Annotated in this window: 16 protein-coding genes, 1 tRNA gene, 1 other RNA gene and 1 pseudogene; 9 read left to right on the plus strand and 10 right to left on the minus strand. The window is 70.4% G+C overall.

Translation table 11 applies throughout. The features are described 5' to 3' along the window. Nucleotides 1-12: 12 nt before the first annotated feature. An RNA gene (gene ffs / locus IF09_RS42330) (signal recognition particle sRNA small type) lies at nucleotides 13-111 on the minus strand. A 131-nt stretch (nucleotides 112-242) separates the two neighbouring features. On the opposite strand from ffs, the gene IF09_RS0105265 reads away from it, so the two are divergent. Next, nucleotides 243-327, plus strand: a tRNA-Ser gene (locus IF09_RS0105265). 92 nt (nucleotides 328-419) lie between these two features. On the opposite strand, the gene IF09_RS0105270 is transcribed toward IF09_RS0105265, so the two are convergent. Continuing rightward, nucleotides 420-1,073, minus strand: a complete 654-nt coding sequence (locus tag IF09_RS0105270) for a DUF1326 domain-containing protein (protein ID WP_030292381.1) — start codon at nucleotides 1,071-1,073, stop codon at nucleotides 420-422. Between the two features lie 185 nt (nucleotides 1,074-1,258). Between IF09_RS0105270 and IF09_RS0105275 the strand changes: the two genes are divergently transcribed. Beyond that, nucleotides 1,259-2,092 carry a DUF2182 domain-containing protein gene (locus tag IF09_RS0105275; RefSeq protein ID WP_037634038.1) on the plus strand — a complete coding sequence of 278 codons (834 nt, stop codon included), beginning with the start codon at nucleotides 1,259-1,261 and terminating at the stop codon, nucleotides 2,090-2,092. Nucleotides 2,093-2,259: 167 nt separating this feature from the next. Here the strand turns inward: IF09_RS0105275 and IF09_RS0105280 are convergent, their stop codons facing one another. After that, nucleotides 2,260-2,679: a TOBE domain-containing protein gene (locus IF09_RS0105280; RefSeq protein ID WP_030292384.1), complete on the minus strand. Its 420-nt coding sequence runs from the start codon at nucleotides 2,677-2,679 to the stop codon at nucleotides 2,260-2,262. A 159-nt stretch (nucleotides 2,680-2,838) separates the two neighbouring features. Further along, nucleotides 2,839-3,030 (minus strand): DUF1059 domain-containing protein, encoded by a 192-nt coding sequence (locus IF09_RS0105285; protein WP_030292386.1) that lies wholly within the window; start codon nucleotides 3,028-3,030, stop codon nucleotides 2,839-2,841. A gap of 137 nt (nucleotides 3,031-3,167) precedes the next feature. On the opposite strand from IF09_RS0105285, the gene IF09_RS41585 reads away from it, so the two are divergent. Then, complete coding sequence (locus IF09_RS41585) at nucleotides 3,168-3,707, plus strand: hypothetical protein (RefSeq protein ID WP_158709910.1); 540 nt, start codon at nucleotides 3,168-3,170, stop codon at nucleotides 3,705-3,707. Here the strand turns inward: IF09_RS41585 and IF09_RS0105295 are convergent. Continuing rightward, on the minus strand, nucleotides 3,694-3,945 hold the full coding sequence (locus IF09_RS0105295; protein WP_030292388.1) for a DUF397 domain-containing protein: 252 nt from the start codon (nucleotides 3,943-3,945) through the stop codon (nucleotides 3,694-3,696). The genes IF09_RS41585 and IF09_RS0105295 overlap by 14 nt on opposite strands. Next, nucleotides 3,942-4,274, minus strand: a pseudogene (locus IF09_RS0105300) (DUF5753 domain-containing protein); the annotation flags it as partial. The pseudogene IF09_RS0105300 and the gene IF09_RS0105295, both read right to left, overlap by 4 nt. A 357-nt stretch (nucleotides 4,275-4,631) precedes the next feature. Between IF09_RS0105300 and IF09_RS46235 the strand changes: the two are divergent. Both IF09_RS46235 and IF09_RS0105310 read left to right on the plus strand, forming a co-directional pair. Next, nucleotides 4,632-5,654 (plus strand): hypothetical protein, encoded by a 1,023-nt coding sequence (locus tag IF09_RS46235; RefSeq protein WP_030292390.1) that lies wholly within the window; start codon nucleotides 4,632-4,634, stop codon nucleotides 5,652-5,654. A gap of 55 nt (nucleotides 5,655-5,709) precedes the next feature. Next, nucleotides 5,710-6,297 carry a Uma2 family endonuclease gene (locus tag IF09_RS0105310; protein WP_030292392.1) on the plus strand — a complete coding sequence of 196 codons (588 nt, stop codon included), beginning with the start codon at nucleotides 5,710-5,712 and terminating at the stop codon, nucleotides 6,295-6,297. Nucleotides 6,298-6,352: 55 nt separating this feature from the next. Here IF09_RS0105310 and IF09_RS0105315 read toward each other — a convergent pair whose 3' ends face one another. Next, nucleotides 6,353-7,171, minus strand: coding sequence for a VOC family protein (locus IF09_RS0105315; protein ID WP_030292393.1), 819 nt, complete (start codon nucleotides 7,169-7,171; stop codon nucleotides 6,353-6,355). Nucleotides 7,172-7,314: 143 nt separating this feature from the next. Here IF09_RS0105315 and IF09_RS0105320 point away from each other — a divergent pair, with 143 nt between their 5' ends. Together IF09_RS0105320 and IF09_RS0105325 are read left to right on the plus strand one after the other, a co-directional pair. Continuing rightward, nucleotides 7,315-7,914 (plus strand): HhH-GPD-type base excision DNA repair protein, encoded by a 600-nt coding sequence (locus IF09_RS0105320; protein ID WP_030292395.1) that lies wholly within the window; start codon nucleotides 7,315-7,317, stop codon nucleotides 7,912-7,914. 71 nt (nucleotides 7,915-7,985) lie between these two features. Next, on the plus strand, nucleotides 7,986-8,477 hold the full coding sequence (locus tag IF09_RS0105325; RefSeq protein ID WP_037634043.1) for a cupin domain-containing protein: 492 nt from the start codon (nucleotides 7,986-7,988) through the stop codon (nucleotides 8,475-8,477). Here IF09_RS0105325 and opcA read toward each other — a convergent pair. Both opcA and IF09_RS0105335 read right to left on the minus strand, forming a co-directional pair. Next, entirely contained in the window at nucleotides 8,426-9,358 is a 933-nt protein-coding gene (gene opcA / locus IF09_RS0105330; protein ID WP_030292398.1) for a glucose-6-phosphate dehydrogenase assembly protein OpcA, read from the minus strand. The genes IF09_RS0105325 and opcA overlap by 52 nt on opposite strands. 127 nt (nucleotides 9,359-9,485) lie before the next feature. Then, entirely contained in the window at nucleotides 9,486-11,066 is a 1,581-nt protein-coding gene (locus tag IF09_RS0105335) for a helicase HerA-like domain-containing protein (protein ID WP_030292400.1), read from the minus strand. Nucleotides 11,067-11,154: 88 nt separating this feature from the next. Here IF09_RS0105335 and IF09_RS0105340 point away from each other — a divergent pair, with 88 nt between their 5' ends. Continuing rightward, nucleotides 11,155-11,454 carry a type II toxin-antitoxin system VapB family antitoxin gene (locus tag IF09_RS0105340; RefSeq protein WP_030160221.1) on the plus strand — a complete coding sequence of 100 codons (300 nt, stop codon included), beginning with the start codon at nucleotides 11,155-11,157 and terminating at the stop codon, nucleotides 11,452-11,454. 121 nt (nucleotides 11,455-11,575) lie between these two features. Then, the gene (locus tag IF09_RS0105345) at nucleotides 11,576-12,226 is read left to right on the plus strand and encodes a LytR C-terminal domain-containing protein (RefSeq protein WP_078613060.1); all 651 of its coding nucleotides are present in this window, start codon (nucleotides 11,576-11,578) and stop codon (nucleotides 12,224-12,226) included. A gap of 67 nt (nucleotides 12,227-12,293) precedes the next feature. On the opposite strand, the gene upp is transcribed toward IF09_RS0105345, so the two are convergent. Continuing rightward, nucleotides 12,294-12,929, minus strand: a complete 636-nt coding sequence (upp, locus tag IF09_RS0105350; protein WP_030160225.1) for a uracil phosphoribosyltransferase — start codon at nucleotides 12,927-12,929, stop codon at nucleotides 12,294-12,296. Nucleotides 12,930-13,070 lie beyond the last annotated feature (141 nt).

Genomic DNA, 13,070 nt, shown 5'->3' on the forward strand with positions numbered 1-13,070 from the left:
GGCCGCCCCGGAACGCAAAGCGCCCCTCACGCACCCGCCAGAGCCCACTTACCCTTGCTGCCTTCCGGCCCTGGGGGAGTTGGGTGAGATAGCGCCACGTGAGGGGCTGGGCCCCACCCTAGCGGATGTGAGCCCCCGGAATCGACCCGCCCCCACCCCGGACCCCGACCTGTTCCCCGCCCGGATCCCCCGCAGACGATCACGTTCGCGAGCACCCCTCAACGTCTTGTATTGTTTGCGGCGGAGGATTCGCCTAGTGGCCTAGGGCGCACGCTTGGAAAGCGTGTTGGGGGCAACCCCTCACGAGTTCGAATCTCGTATCCTCCGCACTCGCCCACCAGGGCAACGAAGGACCCGACCGCACAGCGGCCGGGTCCTTCGTCATTCTGCTGTCGGTGGCCCTGTTGGGCGGGGCGAGCCTAGTCGGGCCCGGTCCAGTCGAAGGTGATGTGCTTGCTCGACTGGCCTTCCCTGCTCCACCGGAAGCCATGGGCATCGGCGCGGTCCGCTGTCGAGCGGCCCCAGGTCGCGACCTGGCCCGGTCCGGTCTCGGCGCCCGGCAGGTTGGTCGACTGCACGCGAGCGCCCTCCGGAGTGGTGGGTCCGGTGAGTGCCTGCGCGCCCGCCTCGACCCGGCCGGGCACCACGGCCCGCCAGCTCGAGAGGTCGTCGGCGACCTCCACCTCGATGGGGGCGAACTCCATGCCGCGCATCTCCGCACCCATCATGCGCACCATCTCTGCCGGCCAGCTGCCCGCCTGGCCACCGAAGATCATCTGGAGCGCTTCGCGCTGCGCGTCGTCGGCGCGCTCGTCGACGAACACCGCCGCGTACGTGTCGGAGTGTTCGGCCCATATGTTGCCGACGAAGGAGCCCAGCATCAGCACGTTGAGGCCGTCCAGAGGTACGTCGCCGTACCGTCCCTCGCGGATGTGCCACGCCAGGATGCCGTCGCAATCGCCGTAGGTGGGCAGCTGCGCGAACGAGCAGGGGCAGGGCACGTTGCACTTACAGGTGTCGAACCAGTCGCCCGCCGCGTGCCATCTCGGAACGGTCGCCGTCGTCTCGGACATCTCCCTGCCTCCTCGTGACTTGCACCGGCCCTCGTCCCGGGAGGACGGCGATGCCCCCCTGAAGACTCACCGGCCACGCCCGGGTCGTACAGGTCTCTCCACGTCGATTATCCCCCCGCCACGGCCGCCCGGAGGGGCCTGGTTCCGCCCGCGCACGAACACCTCTGCCGTGATGTGCTGGAAGCGTGCGGCTCGACCGGAGTGCCCTGTCACCGCCCCTGCGTCCGGCGAACCTGCTGTCGGCCCGGCAGCTGGCGCTCGCCTGGTGCGTGATGGGCTCGATCGCCCTGCTCGCCTGGGCCCTGGTCGTCGATCAGGCCCGTGACATGGGAGTCCGGCCGGGAACCATGGGCATGGGCATCCCGCTGTTCCTGCTGCTGTGGCTGGTCATGATGATCGCCATGATGTTCCCGTCCGTGGCCCCCGTGGCGATCACCTGGGCCCGGGCCATCGGCCGCCAGTCGGCCGGAGCCGTCCGCGCGGCCCGCACCGCCCAGTTCGTGGCCGGTTACCTCCTGGCCTGGACGGTCTTCGGCCTGATCGCGTACGGGCTCCTCGCCGCGACCGGGGCCCTGGTGGACGAGCACCCCGGCGCCGGGCGGTGGATCGGGGCAGGAGCCTTCCTCATCGCCGGGCTGTACCAGTTCAGCCCGCTGAAGAACCTCTGCCTGCGGCACTGCCGCAGCCCCATGGGCCAGCTCGTGCGCTACGCCGGCTTCCGGCCCATGGCCCGCGACCTTCGGGTCGGGGCCCACCACGGGGCGTACTGCGTCGGCTGCTGCTGGGGACTGATGATCGTCCTCATCCCGCTCGGCGTCATGAACGTCCTGGCCATGGCCGCGGTGGCCCTGGTGATCTTCGTGGAGAAGCTGTGGCGGCTGGGCCCCGTCTTCTCGGCCGCCATCGGGATCACCTTTCTCGTCCTTGCGGTACTGGCCCCCTTCCAGCCCTGGCTGCTCCCGGGCCTGGAGCCGCCGCAGTCGCCGATGACGCACATGCTCCGGCCCTTCTCCGGGTGACCGGTGCCGCAGCGCGTCGTCGGCACCGGATCTGGGCGGCCGCCCACGTCGGCCCACTCGCGGCGCATGGCGACGAACCGCAGGCCGTACTCCAAGGCGATCCTGCCGTGGACCGCCGTGTGGTTCGGCGCACTGTCGCCGCCGAGCCTGGGGCTCTGACGGAGCCGTCAGGCGGTCGCGAGCGAGATCTCGGTGGACTTGATCAGCGCGACCACGGAGGAACCGGCGGACAGGCCGAGCGCCGCGACGGCGTCCTTGGTGATGGCAGCGGTCAGCCCGCCCCCGCCCACGTCCACCTTGACGGAGGCCATGGCACCCCCGGTGGCGACGTCGGAGACGGTGCCGGCCAGCTGGTTGCGGATGCTGATGCCGTCGACGGCGCCGGTGGCCAGCGCCACCTCGGTGGCCTTGACCAGCGCCTTGACCGCGGAGCCCTCGGCGATGCCGAGGTCCTTGACGGCGTCGGCGGTGATGGCGGCGGTGATGTCCTGGCCGCCTTCCAGACGGACCTTGACCGTGGCCATGGCCTCGCCGGTCGTGACGGCGGTGACGGTACCGGCGAACTGGTTGCGGATGCTCAGGCTCATGGGGTGCTCGACCTCTTGGCTGGTGACCTCGCACGGTCCGGAGGAACCGCACAAGATCGACCGTAAGCACCCCGGCCCTGGGGCGCGTTCACCCCAGCGCATTCACCGGCCGGAACCACCCGGGCGGCTCGCCCCTGCGTTTGTCGAACGTGCCAGGTGTCAGGCGTGCTGAGGCACCTCGGGCTTCAGCATGCCGCGCAGCGCGTCGCGGAACTCCTGAGTGTCCTCTTCACCGTGCACGGCGACCGCGTGCTGGACGGCCGCGCCCATGACTTCGTCTTCCTCACCCGTGATCATCAGGGTGCACCCGATCTCGCTGGGGTACTCCCTGCAGTCCATGACCTTGCGCATGATGCGTCTCCCTTCCACTCCCCACGATCCTCCGCGGGCCGCGGGAGCGAAAGCCGGGCCCACGGGGAGGGGGAGGGGATCAAGCCGCCAGGTACGGTCAGGGGCCGGGGACAGGGACCACCAGGGGGACGGGCCGGATGCGACGAATCGCGGAAAGAAAGCACGCGACACGGGCGGGTCGTACGGGGCGTCTCGTCACGGCCGTCTTCGCGTCGCTGCTGGCGCTGTCCGTGGGGTGTTCGAACATCATGGAGCTCCCCTACACGCCGGAGCGGATGGATCCCGACCCGGCGCGCGCGAAGACGAGGGAGGTCTCCGGCCGCCTGCTGGAGATGGCCGGGGTCAAGGGCAAGGTCACCGAGCCCCGCACAGGCATGAACTTCGTGGTCTGCGACGAGTACGGCCAAGACCTGTACGCCCTACACCACCGCTGGTCGGTGGGCGGCATGACCAGTGACCAGTACGAGGCCGGCATGCAAAACCTGCGGAAGGCGCTGGGCGAGAACGGCTGGAAGATCAGCAAGGTCAGCCCCGACGAGATCCGGGCCACGAACGAGACCGAACACTTCTTCGTGGAGGTCATCTCCCACACCGCGACGCCGGAGCCGACGCTCGACTTCTCCGTCAGCTCCCGCTGCTACCGCGCGGCCTCCCACGCCGCCGTCAACGAGGGCTGACGTCGCGCGCGTACGAGACGAAACCAGCCCAGGCGTGCGGCGTCAGCGCCAGCTGGGGCCCGTCGAGCACCTTGGAATCCCGCACGCGGACGGCTTCGGGACAGGCCGCCACCTCGACGCAGGAGTCGCCCTCGGACCCACTGCTGTAGCTGCTCTTGAACCACGCCACCTCGACGCAGGAGTCACCTTCGCTGCCATCGCTGTAGCTGCTCTTGAACCAGGCCAACTCGTGCATCATGTGTCTCCCAGCAGGTGCTCGATAAACGCCCGGGACTCCCGTGGCGAGAGAGCCTGGGCCCGGCTGATCCCATACCGCAGCTCAAGGATCCGAAGCCGCTTCGCATCCGAGACCGGACGTCCGTTGAACGCTCCGTCCGAGCGGCCAACCGCCGATCCGTCATCGAACTTCAGCACCTCGATTCCGCCGTCCATTCCTGCATGGACCTCACAGTCAAGCGGCATGACCTGGAAGGAGATGTTGCGCAACTGGAGTACCTCAAGCAGATGTTCGAGCTGCCGACGCCACACCATTGCGCCCCCGATACGTCGGCGCAGCGTGCTCTCCTGCGCACCCACCTCCTCAACGCGCCTTACCCGTCACTCGCGTTGAGGCTGTCTCGACAGCCTTGGACAAAGTCGTGGACATGCGTACGGGCCGCTCGCACAGGCGGGTCGTGCCCGGGCGCGACCCGGTGCGGCACGACGCTTTGTCTTTGAAAGAACCGAGAGAAAGAAACTCCCACCCAACCCCTCCAGCCTCCCCGGAGCGGCACTCACTCACACGGGTGAAAGGTCCCAACTCGGCTGGATTTCATGGCGGTTGCCTGGCATATGCTCGCCGCGACACCCCAGACAACAGGACGGCCCCCGCCGGGACTCGCAATCCCGACGAGGGCCTGACCACGAGAAGGATCCAACTTCCCGATGGCTTTCCAGCACTCTAACGCGCCGTCCCGGACCGCGTACGGCGTTCAACACACCAACATCCGGCAGACCCGCAATTTCACGGTCGTCAGCAACGACCTGATCCGGCATCCCCACTTGTCGATGAACGCGCGGGCCCTCGCCTCGTACATCCAGTCCGTGCCCCGCGGCACCCCGGTCGGCATCAAAGCCCTGGCCACGCAGCTGCCCCTGGGGGAGAAGGCGATCGGCAAGGCGCTGGGCGAGCTGGAGGCGCACGGGTACCTGCGGCGGCTCCAGGAGAAGCTCCCGGACGGGCGGATCGTCACCCGTACGGTGTTCTGCAACGCCCCGAAGGCCGTCACCCCCGAGCCCGCCCCGGCCCCCACGGCCCCGAAGCCCGAACTCGAGCCCGAGCCGGAGCCCGAATCCGAGTCCGAGCCGGAGTCCGAGTCCGAGCCGGAGTCCGAGTCCGAGCCCGAGCCGGAGTCCGAGCCCGAGCCCGAGCCGAAGCCTGACCCAGCACCCCGACCCGAGCCGGAGCCAGGGGCTGGACGGGCGCCCCGCCCCGCCCCGGAGCCCGATCCCGGCCCACCGCCCCGGCCCCAGCAGCCCGCCCCTCCCCCGAAGCCCCGGGCGGTGGCCCTCCCGGCGCCCCGCAACGCGGACAACCCGGCCCGCCGGCAGCTGGCCGAGGAGCTCCTGGCCGAACTCCGCCGGGCCGACCCCCGCCTGCTCCTCGGCGCGCGGGACGTCCAACGCCTCGCAGGCGGCGTCGAGGCCTGGCTGGAACGCGGGGCCACCCACCAGGCGGTGACCAGCGCCCTCACGGCGAACCTCCCGGACCGCCCCCGCAACCCGGCGGGCCTGATCGCGCACCGCCTGACGACCCAGCTCCCGCCCCTCCTGGCGCCACCGCCCCACAGAGAGCCCTTCGCCGCGCCGGACCCCTTCCAGACGTGCGAAACCTGCGACCGCGCCTTCCGCGCTCCGACTCCCGGCACCTGCAAAGGCTGCCGGACGCACCGCGCAGAGGCGGCCTAGCATGAAAGCGATGACTCGGACCCGGACCACAGGGCACAGACGAGGAGCGCGTTCCATGACCATCGCCCCGGACGACGTACAACCTGCAGTCCGTTGGTACCAGGCGATGCGGGAAGCCGTTCATGCGCTGGACGACACCGTTCCCGGCAAGTTCGAGATCACCAAGGAAGGCATCGTCCACGACATGACGGCGCCCAGCAGCCCTCACGAGCTCACCGCGCTGCGCCTGCGGAAGCGTCTGGAGAAGGTGATGCCGGAGGAACTCGTGGCACACACCGGGGCCCCGGACGTGGAGGACGAGCCCCAGGGCATCCTGCGGGTCCCGGACATCATGCTGATCGCCGAAGCGGACATGGAGGGTCAGGGCTCCTTCGACCCGCACACCCTCATCGCAGCCGTCGAGATCGTCTCCCGCTCCAACCCGGAGAACGACTGGGTCGGCAAGCTGCGGGACTACCCTCTGCTCGGAATCCCCGTGTACGCGGTCTTCGACCCGCGTACCGGGACCGGCGCCGTCCTGTCGGACATCCACCAGACGCCCGCAGGGCCGCGCTATGCGACGCGCAAGGACTTCGTGTACGGCGAGGACGTCACCATCGGCGAATGGACCGTCTCCACCGAGGGCCTGCCGCTCTACGCGTAGGGGCGGGGCCCGCCGCCCGGGGGCCCCGCCCCATCCGCTCCGGAGGCGGGGACGGCTACGCGTCCGACATCTTCGGCATTTCGCCCGTCGTCTTCGACATGTCGATCACCGCGAACGCCGCGCCCTGCTGGTCCGTCAGGGCGGCGAAGCGGCCGAACGGGCTGTCCATCGGGCCGAAGTGGAGCTTGCCGCCGTGCTTCTTCGCCTTCGCCACCGCCTCGTCGCAGTCCGGGACCCCGAAGTAGACCTGGATGTACGGGGGCATGTGCGCCGGGAAGTCGTCGCCCATCTTCATCCGGCCGAGGACCGGGTTCTCCTTGCCGCCGACGCTGAAGATCTTGAAGTCCATCCCCGCCATCTCGGGGTCGTCGCCCGGCTCCATCTTCTGGGCGCCGAGCGGGAAGACCTTCGGGAGGAACCCGTCCACCTTGCCCGGGTCACGGGTGAAGACCTCCGCCCAGGCGTACGCGCCCGGCTCCCCGGTCTTCTCGAAGCCCTTGTGCTCGCCCGGCTGCCAGACGCCGAAGACCGCGCCGCTCGGCTCCTTCGCGATCGCCATCGTGCCGAACGCGCCGACCTGCATCGGCTCCATCATCAGTTCGCCGCCGGCCGACTTGATCTTCTCGGCGGTGGCCGCCGCGTCGGGCGAGGCGAAGTAAAGACACCACTGCGACGGCGCCTCGCCGCCCGGCATCGGCGGGACGACGGCCGCTACGGCCTTGCCGCCGGAGTACGCCTGCGTGTAGTTGCCGTACTCGCTGGAGGCTTCACCGAAGGTCCACCCGAGCACGTCGGAGTAGAAGGTCTTGGCGCCCTCCACGTCCTTGAACATCGCGTCCACCCAGCACGGAGCGCCTTCCGGGAACTCAGCCATGATCGATCGACTCCTGTGTCGTCGTACGTGTGTCGTGGTTTGTGTCGTGGTTTGTGTCGTGGGTCGCGTTTTGCGCGGTTCTCACGCTAGGGCCACGGTGCGCCGCCCGCGCGGGGAACGCGGCCACGCGGGAGGCTGGATCCATGGACATCACGATGCGGCTGGCCCAGCAGCCGGAGGCCGACGCGCTCCTCGGCCGCAGCCCGCTCGCCGCGCTCGTCGGCATGCTGCTGGACCAGCAGGTGCCGATGGAGTGGGCGTTCTCCGGGCCGTACACCATCGCCACGCGCATGGGGGCGGACGATCTGGACGCCCATGCCATCGCCGCCCACGACCCCGAGGCCTTCGCCGCGCTCCTCTCCGAGAAGCCGGCCGTGCACCGCTACCCGGGGTCGATGGCGAAGCGGGTGCAACAGCTGTGCGCGTACCTCGTGGAGCACTACGACGGGGACGCGGAGGCGGTCTGGCGCGGCGTGGGCACCGGGGACGAGCTGCTGAAGCGGCTCAAGGAACTGCCCGGGTTCGGCGAGCAGAAGGCCCGGATCTTCCTGGCCCTGCTCGGCAAACGGCTGGGCGTGCGCCCCGAGGGCTGGCGCGAGGCGGCAGGCGCCTACGGCGAGGCGAACGTCTACCGCTCGGCGGCCGACATCACCGGCCCGGAGTCCCTCGCGAAGGTGCGGGCGCACAAGCAGGAGATGAAGGCAGCCGCCAAAGCCGCCAAAGCGGAGAAGAGCATCGATTGACCGCCAGAGATTGACCGGGAATCTCTGTCCTTGATTGGCCCCTGCCACCGGTCAAACTGCCGCGTAGATTCATGGTCATGACGAACGAGAAGAACGAGATCCTGACCCGCGCCGCCACCGCCGAGACCATCACCGACGGCCCCGGCAGCGTCATCACCCTGCTCACCGACACCGCCGAGCTCACCTGCAACACCGCCACCTTCGACGAGGGCGCGGCCGGCGCCCCCGTCCACTTCCACACCAAGGCGACCGAGTTCTTCCACGTCACCGCCGGCCGGCTCGACGTACTCGTCGGCGACGAGGTCAAGACCCTCACCGCCGGGGACTTCCTGTCCGTCCCGGCGGGCGTCAAGCACGCCTTCGCACCCTCCCCCGGCCACACGGCGAGCGTCTTCGTCGGCTTCACGCCCGGCATGGGCCGATTCGACTACTACCGGCTCCTCGGCCGGGTCCGCGCGGGCGAGGCCACCGTCCAGGACATCATCGACAGCCAGCCCACGTACGACAACCACTACGCGGAGAGCGACGCCTGGGCCGGCCGCCTGCGCAGCGCCGACGCGTAGACCTCGTCCGCGTCGAGGCGCCTCAGCTCCTCCGCGATCAGCTCGGCCTTGCTGCGGATCTTCAGGGCCACCTTGCGGTCGGGGCTGCCCGGCAGGATCAGCGTGGCCAGCGCCCCGTCCGGGCGGTTCACCGTGATCTCCCCCGCCGGGCTGTCCAGCCGGACCCGCGTGATCACCGGCCCGTCCGTGGTGACCCGCTCCACCGGCACCCCCAGCCGGTCCTCGAGCCAGCGGGCCAGCAGCTCGGCGCTCGGGTTGTCGGCCTCGCTCTCCACCGCCCCGCCCGTCACCGGCAGCGGCTTCTGGTCCATCGCGGCGGCCAGCAGCGCCCGCCACGGCGTCAGCCGGGTCCACGCGAGATCCGTGTCCCCCGGGGCGTACGAGACACCCCGCGCGTCCAGTACCGCGACCGGGTCGGCGGCGGCCTCCGCGTCGGTGATCCGGCGCTGGGCCAGCGCGCCGAGCGGGTCCCGCGCCGGGTCGGCGGGTGCGTCGCCCGGCCACCACGCCACCACCGGCGCGTCCGGCACCAGCAGCGGGAGGACCACCGAGCCGGCCTGCTCGGTGAGCGCCCCGTGCAGGCGCAGCAGCACGATCTCCCCGGTGCCGGCGTCCGAGCCCACCCGCAGCTCGGCGTCCAGCCTGGTCTGGCGCAGCTTCTGCGGGCCGCGCGAGGTGCGCTTGATCACCGCGATGATGCGGCAGGGGTGTTCGCGCGAGGCCTCCGAGGCCGCGCGGACGGCGTCGTACGCGTTCTCCTCGTCGGTCGCTATGACGAGCGTCAGCACCAGGCCCATCGTGGGGCTGCCGATGGCCCGGCGGGCCGCGAGCAGGGCCCGGTCGATCTTGCTGGACGTGGTGTCGGTGAGTTCGGTCCGCATGACCGAAGTCTGTCAGCGACGGCGGGTCCGACGGCACCCCGGCGAGTGATCCGGGCACCTGATGCGTCACATGGACCGCTGCGCCGTCAGTTCCGTTCCTCCCGCGGCCACTTCCGGTTCTCCGCCGTCACCTCCGCCGCTTCGCCGTCCCGAAGATCGACCGGGAGATCTCCCGCCCCAGCTGGGTCCCGACCGACCGGGCCAGCGAGCGGAACAGCCCGCTCCCCACCACCTGCCGGGCCAGCGACGGCTCCGCCTCCGGTGCGCTGCGCCCCGCCTTCGCGGCATGCTCGGCCTGCCTCTCGGCCGCCGCCTCGGACGCGGCCGCCTCCGCCGCCGCCTCGGCCGCAGCCTGCTCGGCGCTGATCTTCTCGTACGCCGACTCGCGGTCGACCGCCTCCGCGTACCGCGAGTGGAGCAGCGAGGACTTCACGGCCGCGTCCAGGGCCGCCGCATCGATCGGGCCCATCAGCGACTGCGGGGCGCGCAGCCGGGTCGCCGCCACCGGGGTCGGGGCGCCCTTCTCGCTGAGTACGGTGATCACCGCCTCGCCCGTCCCGAGCCCGGTCAGCAGTTCCTCCAGGTGGTACGGGGAGTTGGGGAAGGTCTTCACGGTGGCCTTCAGCGCCTTCGCGTCGTCCGGGGTGAAGGCGCGCAGCGCGTGCTGCACCCGGTTGCCGAGCTGCGCGAGGACGTCCCCCGGCACGTCCTTGGGGGTCTGCGTCACGAAGAAGACGCCGATGCCCTTAGAGCGGATCAGCCGCACGGTCCGGGTGATGGACTCGAGGAAGGCCTTGGAGGCGCCGTTGAACAGCAGGTGCGCCTCGTCGAAGAAGAAGACGAGCTTGGGCCGTTCCAGGTCGCCGACTTCCGGCAGGCCGGTGTAGAGGTCGGCCAGCAGCCACATCAGGAACGTGGAGAAGAGCTGCGGTTTGTCCTGGACCGCCGGGAGTTCCAGTACGGAGACCAGCCCGCGCCCGTCGGCAGCCGTCCGCAGGAATTCGCCGGTGTCGAACTCCGGCTCGCCGAAGAACTCCGCGGCGCCCGGCTGCTCGAACGCGGTCAGGGCGCGCAGGATCACCCCGGCCGTCGCCGTGGACAGCCCGCCGATGCCCTTGAGCTCGGCTTTCCCCTGGTCGGAGACGAGGAAGGCGACGACGGCCCGCAGGTCCTTGAGGTCGATCAGCTCCAGGCCCTTGGCGTCGGCGTAGTGGAAGATCAGGCCGAGCGACTGCTCCTGCGTCTGGTTCAGCTGGAGCACCTTCGACATCAGCACCGGGCCGAAACTCGTCACTGTGGCCCGGAGCGGAATGCCGGGCCCGATCCCGCCCAGCGCATAGAACTCGGCGGGGAATCCGGTGGCCTCCCACTCCTGGGCGACTTCCTCCGCCCGCTGCGTGGTCTTCTCGTGGGGCGTGCCCGGGGCCGAGATCCCGGAGACGTCCCCCTTGATGTCGGCGAGGAACACCGGGACGCCGCCCGCCGACAGCTGCTCGGCGATGAGCTGCAGGGTCTTCGTCTTGCCGGTGCCCGTGGCGCCCGCGACCAGGCCGTGGCGGTTGAGCATCGACAGCGGGATGCGGATCTGCCGGTCCGGCAGGCAGGTGCCGTCCCAGAGCAGGGCACCCAGTTCGAGCGCGGGTCCGGTGAAGGCGTACCCGGCGGCGATCTGGTCGGCCGGGGACGCGGGGGCGGTGCTCTCGCTCATACATCACTCCCGAAATAGCCCTGTCTGGCACTTTTGCACCGTCATAGCGAGGCTGCGCCCGCAGGCACCGGCCCGGTAGGCTTTCCGTGTGATCTTCAAGCGCATCGGAAACGGGCGGCCGTACCCCGACCACGGCAGGGAAACCACCCGGCAGTGGGCGGATGTCGCCCCGCGCCCGGTCCGGCTCGACCAGTTGGTGACGACCAAGGGGCAGCTGGACCTCGAAACGCTGCTGGCGGAGGACTCGACGTTCTACGGGGACCTCTTCGCCCACGTCGTGAAGTGGCAGGGCGACCTGTACCTGGAGGACGGCCTGCACCGCGCCGTGCGCGCGGCCCTGCAGCAGCGCCAGGTGCTGCACGCGCGCGTCCTCGAGATGGACTACTGAGCCGCGGGAAGCGCCCCGGTTCAGGGTTCCGCTTCGGGAGAATTGCGCCTTTCGGGTCGGTCTTGCCCTATCAACAGATCATTTGGTGGGCATCGGCAGCAGGCGGTATTACGCTGCGCCCATGAGCATGCTCACTCCCCCCGGCATGGGCGGAAAGTACCGCGTCACGGGAGCGGCTTACCCCCGCATGAGCCGACCCCGGCGGCGCCGGCGGATCGTCCTCACCGTGCTCGGAGCAGTCCTCGGTCTCGCCCTGCTGGGCTACGGAACCCTGCAGCTCATGAACGTGTTCCGCGGCGGGAGCGGCAAGCCCGTCGCGGCGGGCAAGGACTGCGCGACGCCGAAGCCCAGGGCGGGCGCCGCGGCAGCGGCCAGCCCCGCCGCCAAGCCTGCCGTGGCGCTGCCCCAGCCCGGCCAGATCACGGTCAACGTCTACAACGCGACCCCGCGCGCGGGCCTCGCCAAGGCGGTCGCCGACGAGCTGAAGAAGCGCGGCTTCACCGTCGCCAACGTCGGCAACGCCCCCGCCGACTTCGACAAGAAGGTCCCCGGGACGGGGATACTGCTCGGCTCGCCCAAGACCGACAAGGCGGCCTTCTCCGTACTGGGCACCCAGCTCGAGGGCGATACGCAGCAGACCGATGCCCGCGAGGGCGCGGACATCGACCTGATCCTCGGCGACGCCTTCAAGGAGCTCAGCCCGAAGGAGACGGCGGACAAGGAGCTGTACCTGCTGGCCAACCCCCAGCCCGCGCCCGCCAAGACCTGCTGACCCCCACCTGACGCGAACAGCCGGCCGCCGAGAAGGCGGCCGGCTGTTCGCGGTACGGGTACGGGTCCTACTCGGCCGAGCCGTACATGCGGTCGCCCGCGTCGCCCAGGCCCGGCACGATGTAGCCGTGCTCGTTGAGCCGCTCGTCCACCGCGGCCGTCACGACCGTCACCGGCGTGCCCGCCAGGTCGCGCTCCATGACCTCGACACCCTCGGGCGCGGCCAGCAGCACCACGGCGGTGACGTCGTCGGCGCCGCGCTTGATCAGTTCCTGGATCGCCGCGACGAGCGTGCCGCCGGTGGCGAGCATCGGGTCGACGACGTAGACCTGCCGCCCGGAGAGGTCCTCCGGCATGCGCGTCGCGTACGTGGAGGCCTCGAGGGTCTCCTCGTTGCGGACCATGCCCATGAAGCCCACCTCGGCGGTCGGCAGCAGCCGCATCATGCCGTCCAGCATGCCGAGACCGGCCCGCAGGATCGGTACGACCAGCGGGCGCGGGTGCGAGAGCTTCACGCCGGTGGTCGGGCCGACCGGCGTGACGATGTCGGCCTGCTCGGTGCGCACGTCCCGGGTGGCCTCGTACGCGAGGAGGGTCACCAGCTCGTCGGCGAGCCGACGGAAGGTGGGGGAGTCGGTGCGCTTGTCGCGCAGGGTGGTCAGTTTGTGCGCCACCAAGGGGTGATCGACGACCTGCAAACGCACAACATCCTCCAAGGCTCAGCTGCCGGGTTTCGACCTGCGACCTGCAAAAACGGCCGCACTTTTTCGCGACCCACGGTCAAAAGGCTACGCGGTGTGCGCACCCCTGTGCGTCCTGACCGGCACAGGCGCATGCGGGCACGC

This window comes from Streptomyces katrae (genome assembly GCF_000717655.1).
Taxonomy (GTDB): domain Bacteria; phylum Actinomycetota; class Actinomycetes; order Streptomycetales; family Streptomycetaceae; genus Streptomyces; species Streptomyces katrae_B.

Bases quoted from the DNA above. Each gene is read 5' to 3' on its own strand.
- IF09_RS0105285 (WP_030292386.1), bottom strand. From the start codon at position 3,030: ATGCGCAAGGTCATGGACTGCAGGGAGTACCCCAGCGAGATCGGGTGC.
- opcA (WP_030292398.1), bottom strand. From the start codon at position 9,358: ATGCGGACCGAACTCACCGACACCACGTCCAGCAAGATCGACCGGGCC.
- IF09_RS0105310 (WP_030292392.1), top strand. From the start codon at position 5,710: ATGACCATCGCCCCGGACGACGTACAACCTGCAGTCCGTTGGTACCAG.
- IF09_RS0105270 (WP_030292381.1), bottom strand. From the start codon at position 1,073: ATGTCCGAGACGACGGCGACCGTTCCGAGATGGCACGCGGCGGGCGAC.
- IF09_RS0105280 (WP_030292384.1), bottom strand. From the start codon at position 2,679: ATGAGCCTGAGCATCCGCAACCAGTTCGCCGGTACCGTCACCGCCGTC.
- IF09_RS0105335 (WP_030292400.1), bottom strand. From the start codon at position 11,066: ATGAGCGAGAGCACCGCCCCCGCGTCCCCGGCCGACCAGATCGCCGCC.
- IF09_RS41585 (WP_158709910.1), top strand. From the start codon at position 3,168: ATGCGACGAATCGCGGAAAGAAAGCACGCGACACGGGCGGGTCGTACG.
- IF09_RS0105325 (WP_037634043.1), top strand. From the start codon at position 7,986: ATGGTCATGACGAACGAGAAGAACGAGATCCTGACCCGCGCCGCCACC.
- IF09_RS46235 (WP_030292390.1), top strand. From the start codon at position 4,632: ATGGCTTTCCAGCACTCTAACGCGCCGTCCCGGACCGCGTACGGCGTT.
- IF09_RS0105295 (WP_030292388.1), bottom strand. From the start codon at position 3,945: ATGATGCACGAGTTGGCCTGGTTCAAGAGCAGCTACAGCGATGGCAGC.
- IF09_RS0105345 (WP_078613060.1), top strand. From the start codon at position 11,576: ATGAGCATGCTCACTCCCCCCGGCATGGGCGGAAAGTACCGCGTCACG.
- IF09_RS0105315 (WP_030292393.1), bottom strand. From the start codon at position 7,171: ATGGCTGAGTTCCCGGAAGGCGCTCCGTGCTGGGTGGACGCGATGTTC.
- IF09_RS0105320 (WP_030292395.1), top strand. From the start codon at position 7,315: ATGGACATCACGATGCGGCTGGCCCAGCAGCCGGAGGCCGACGCGCTC.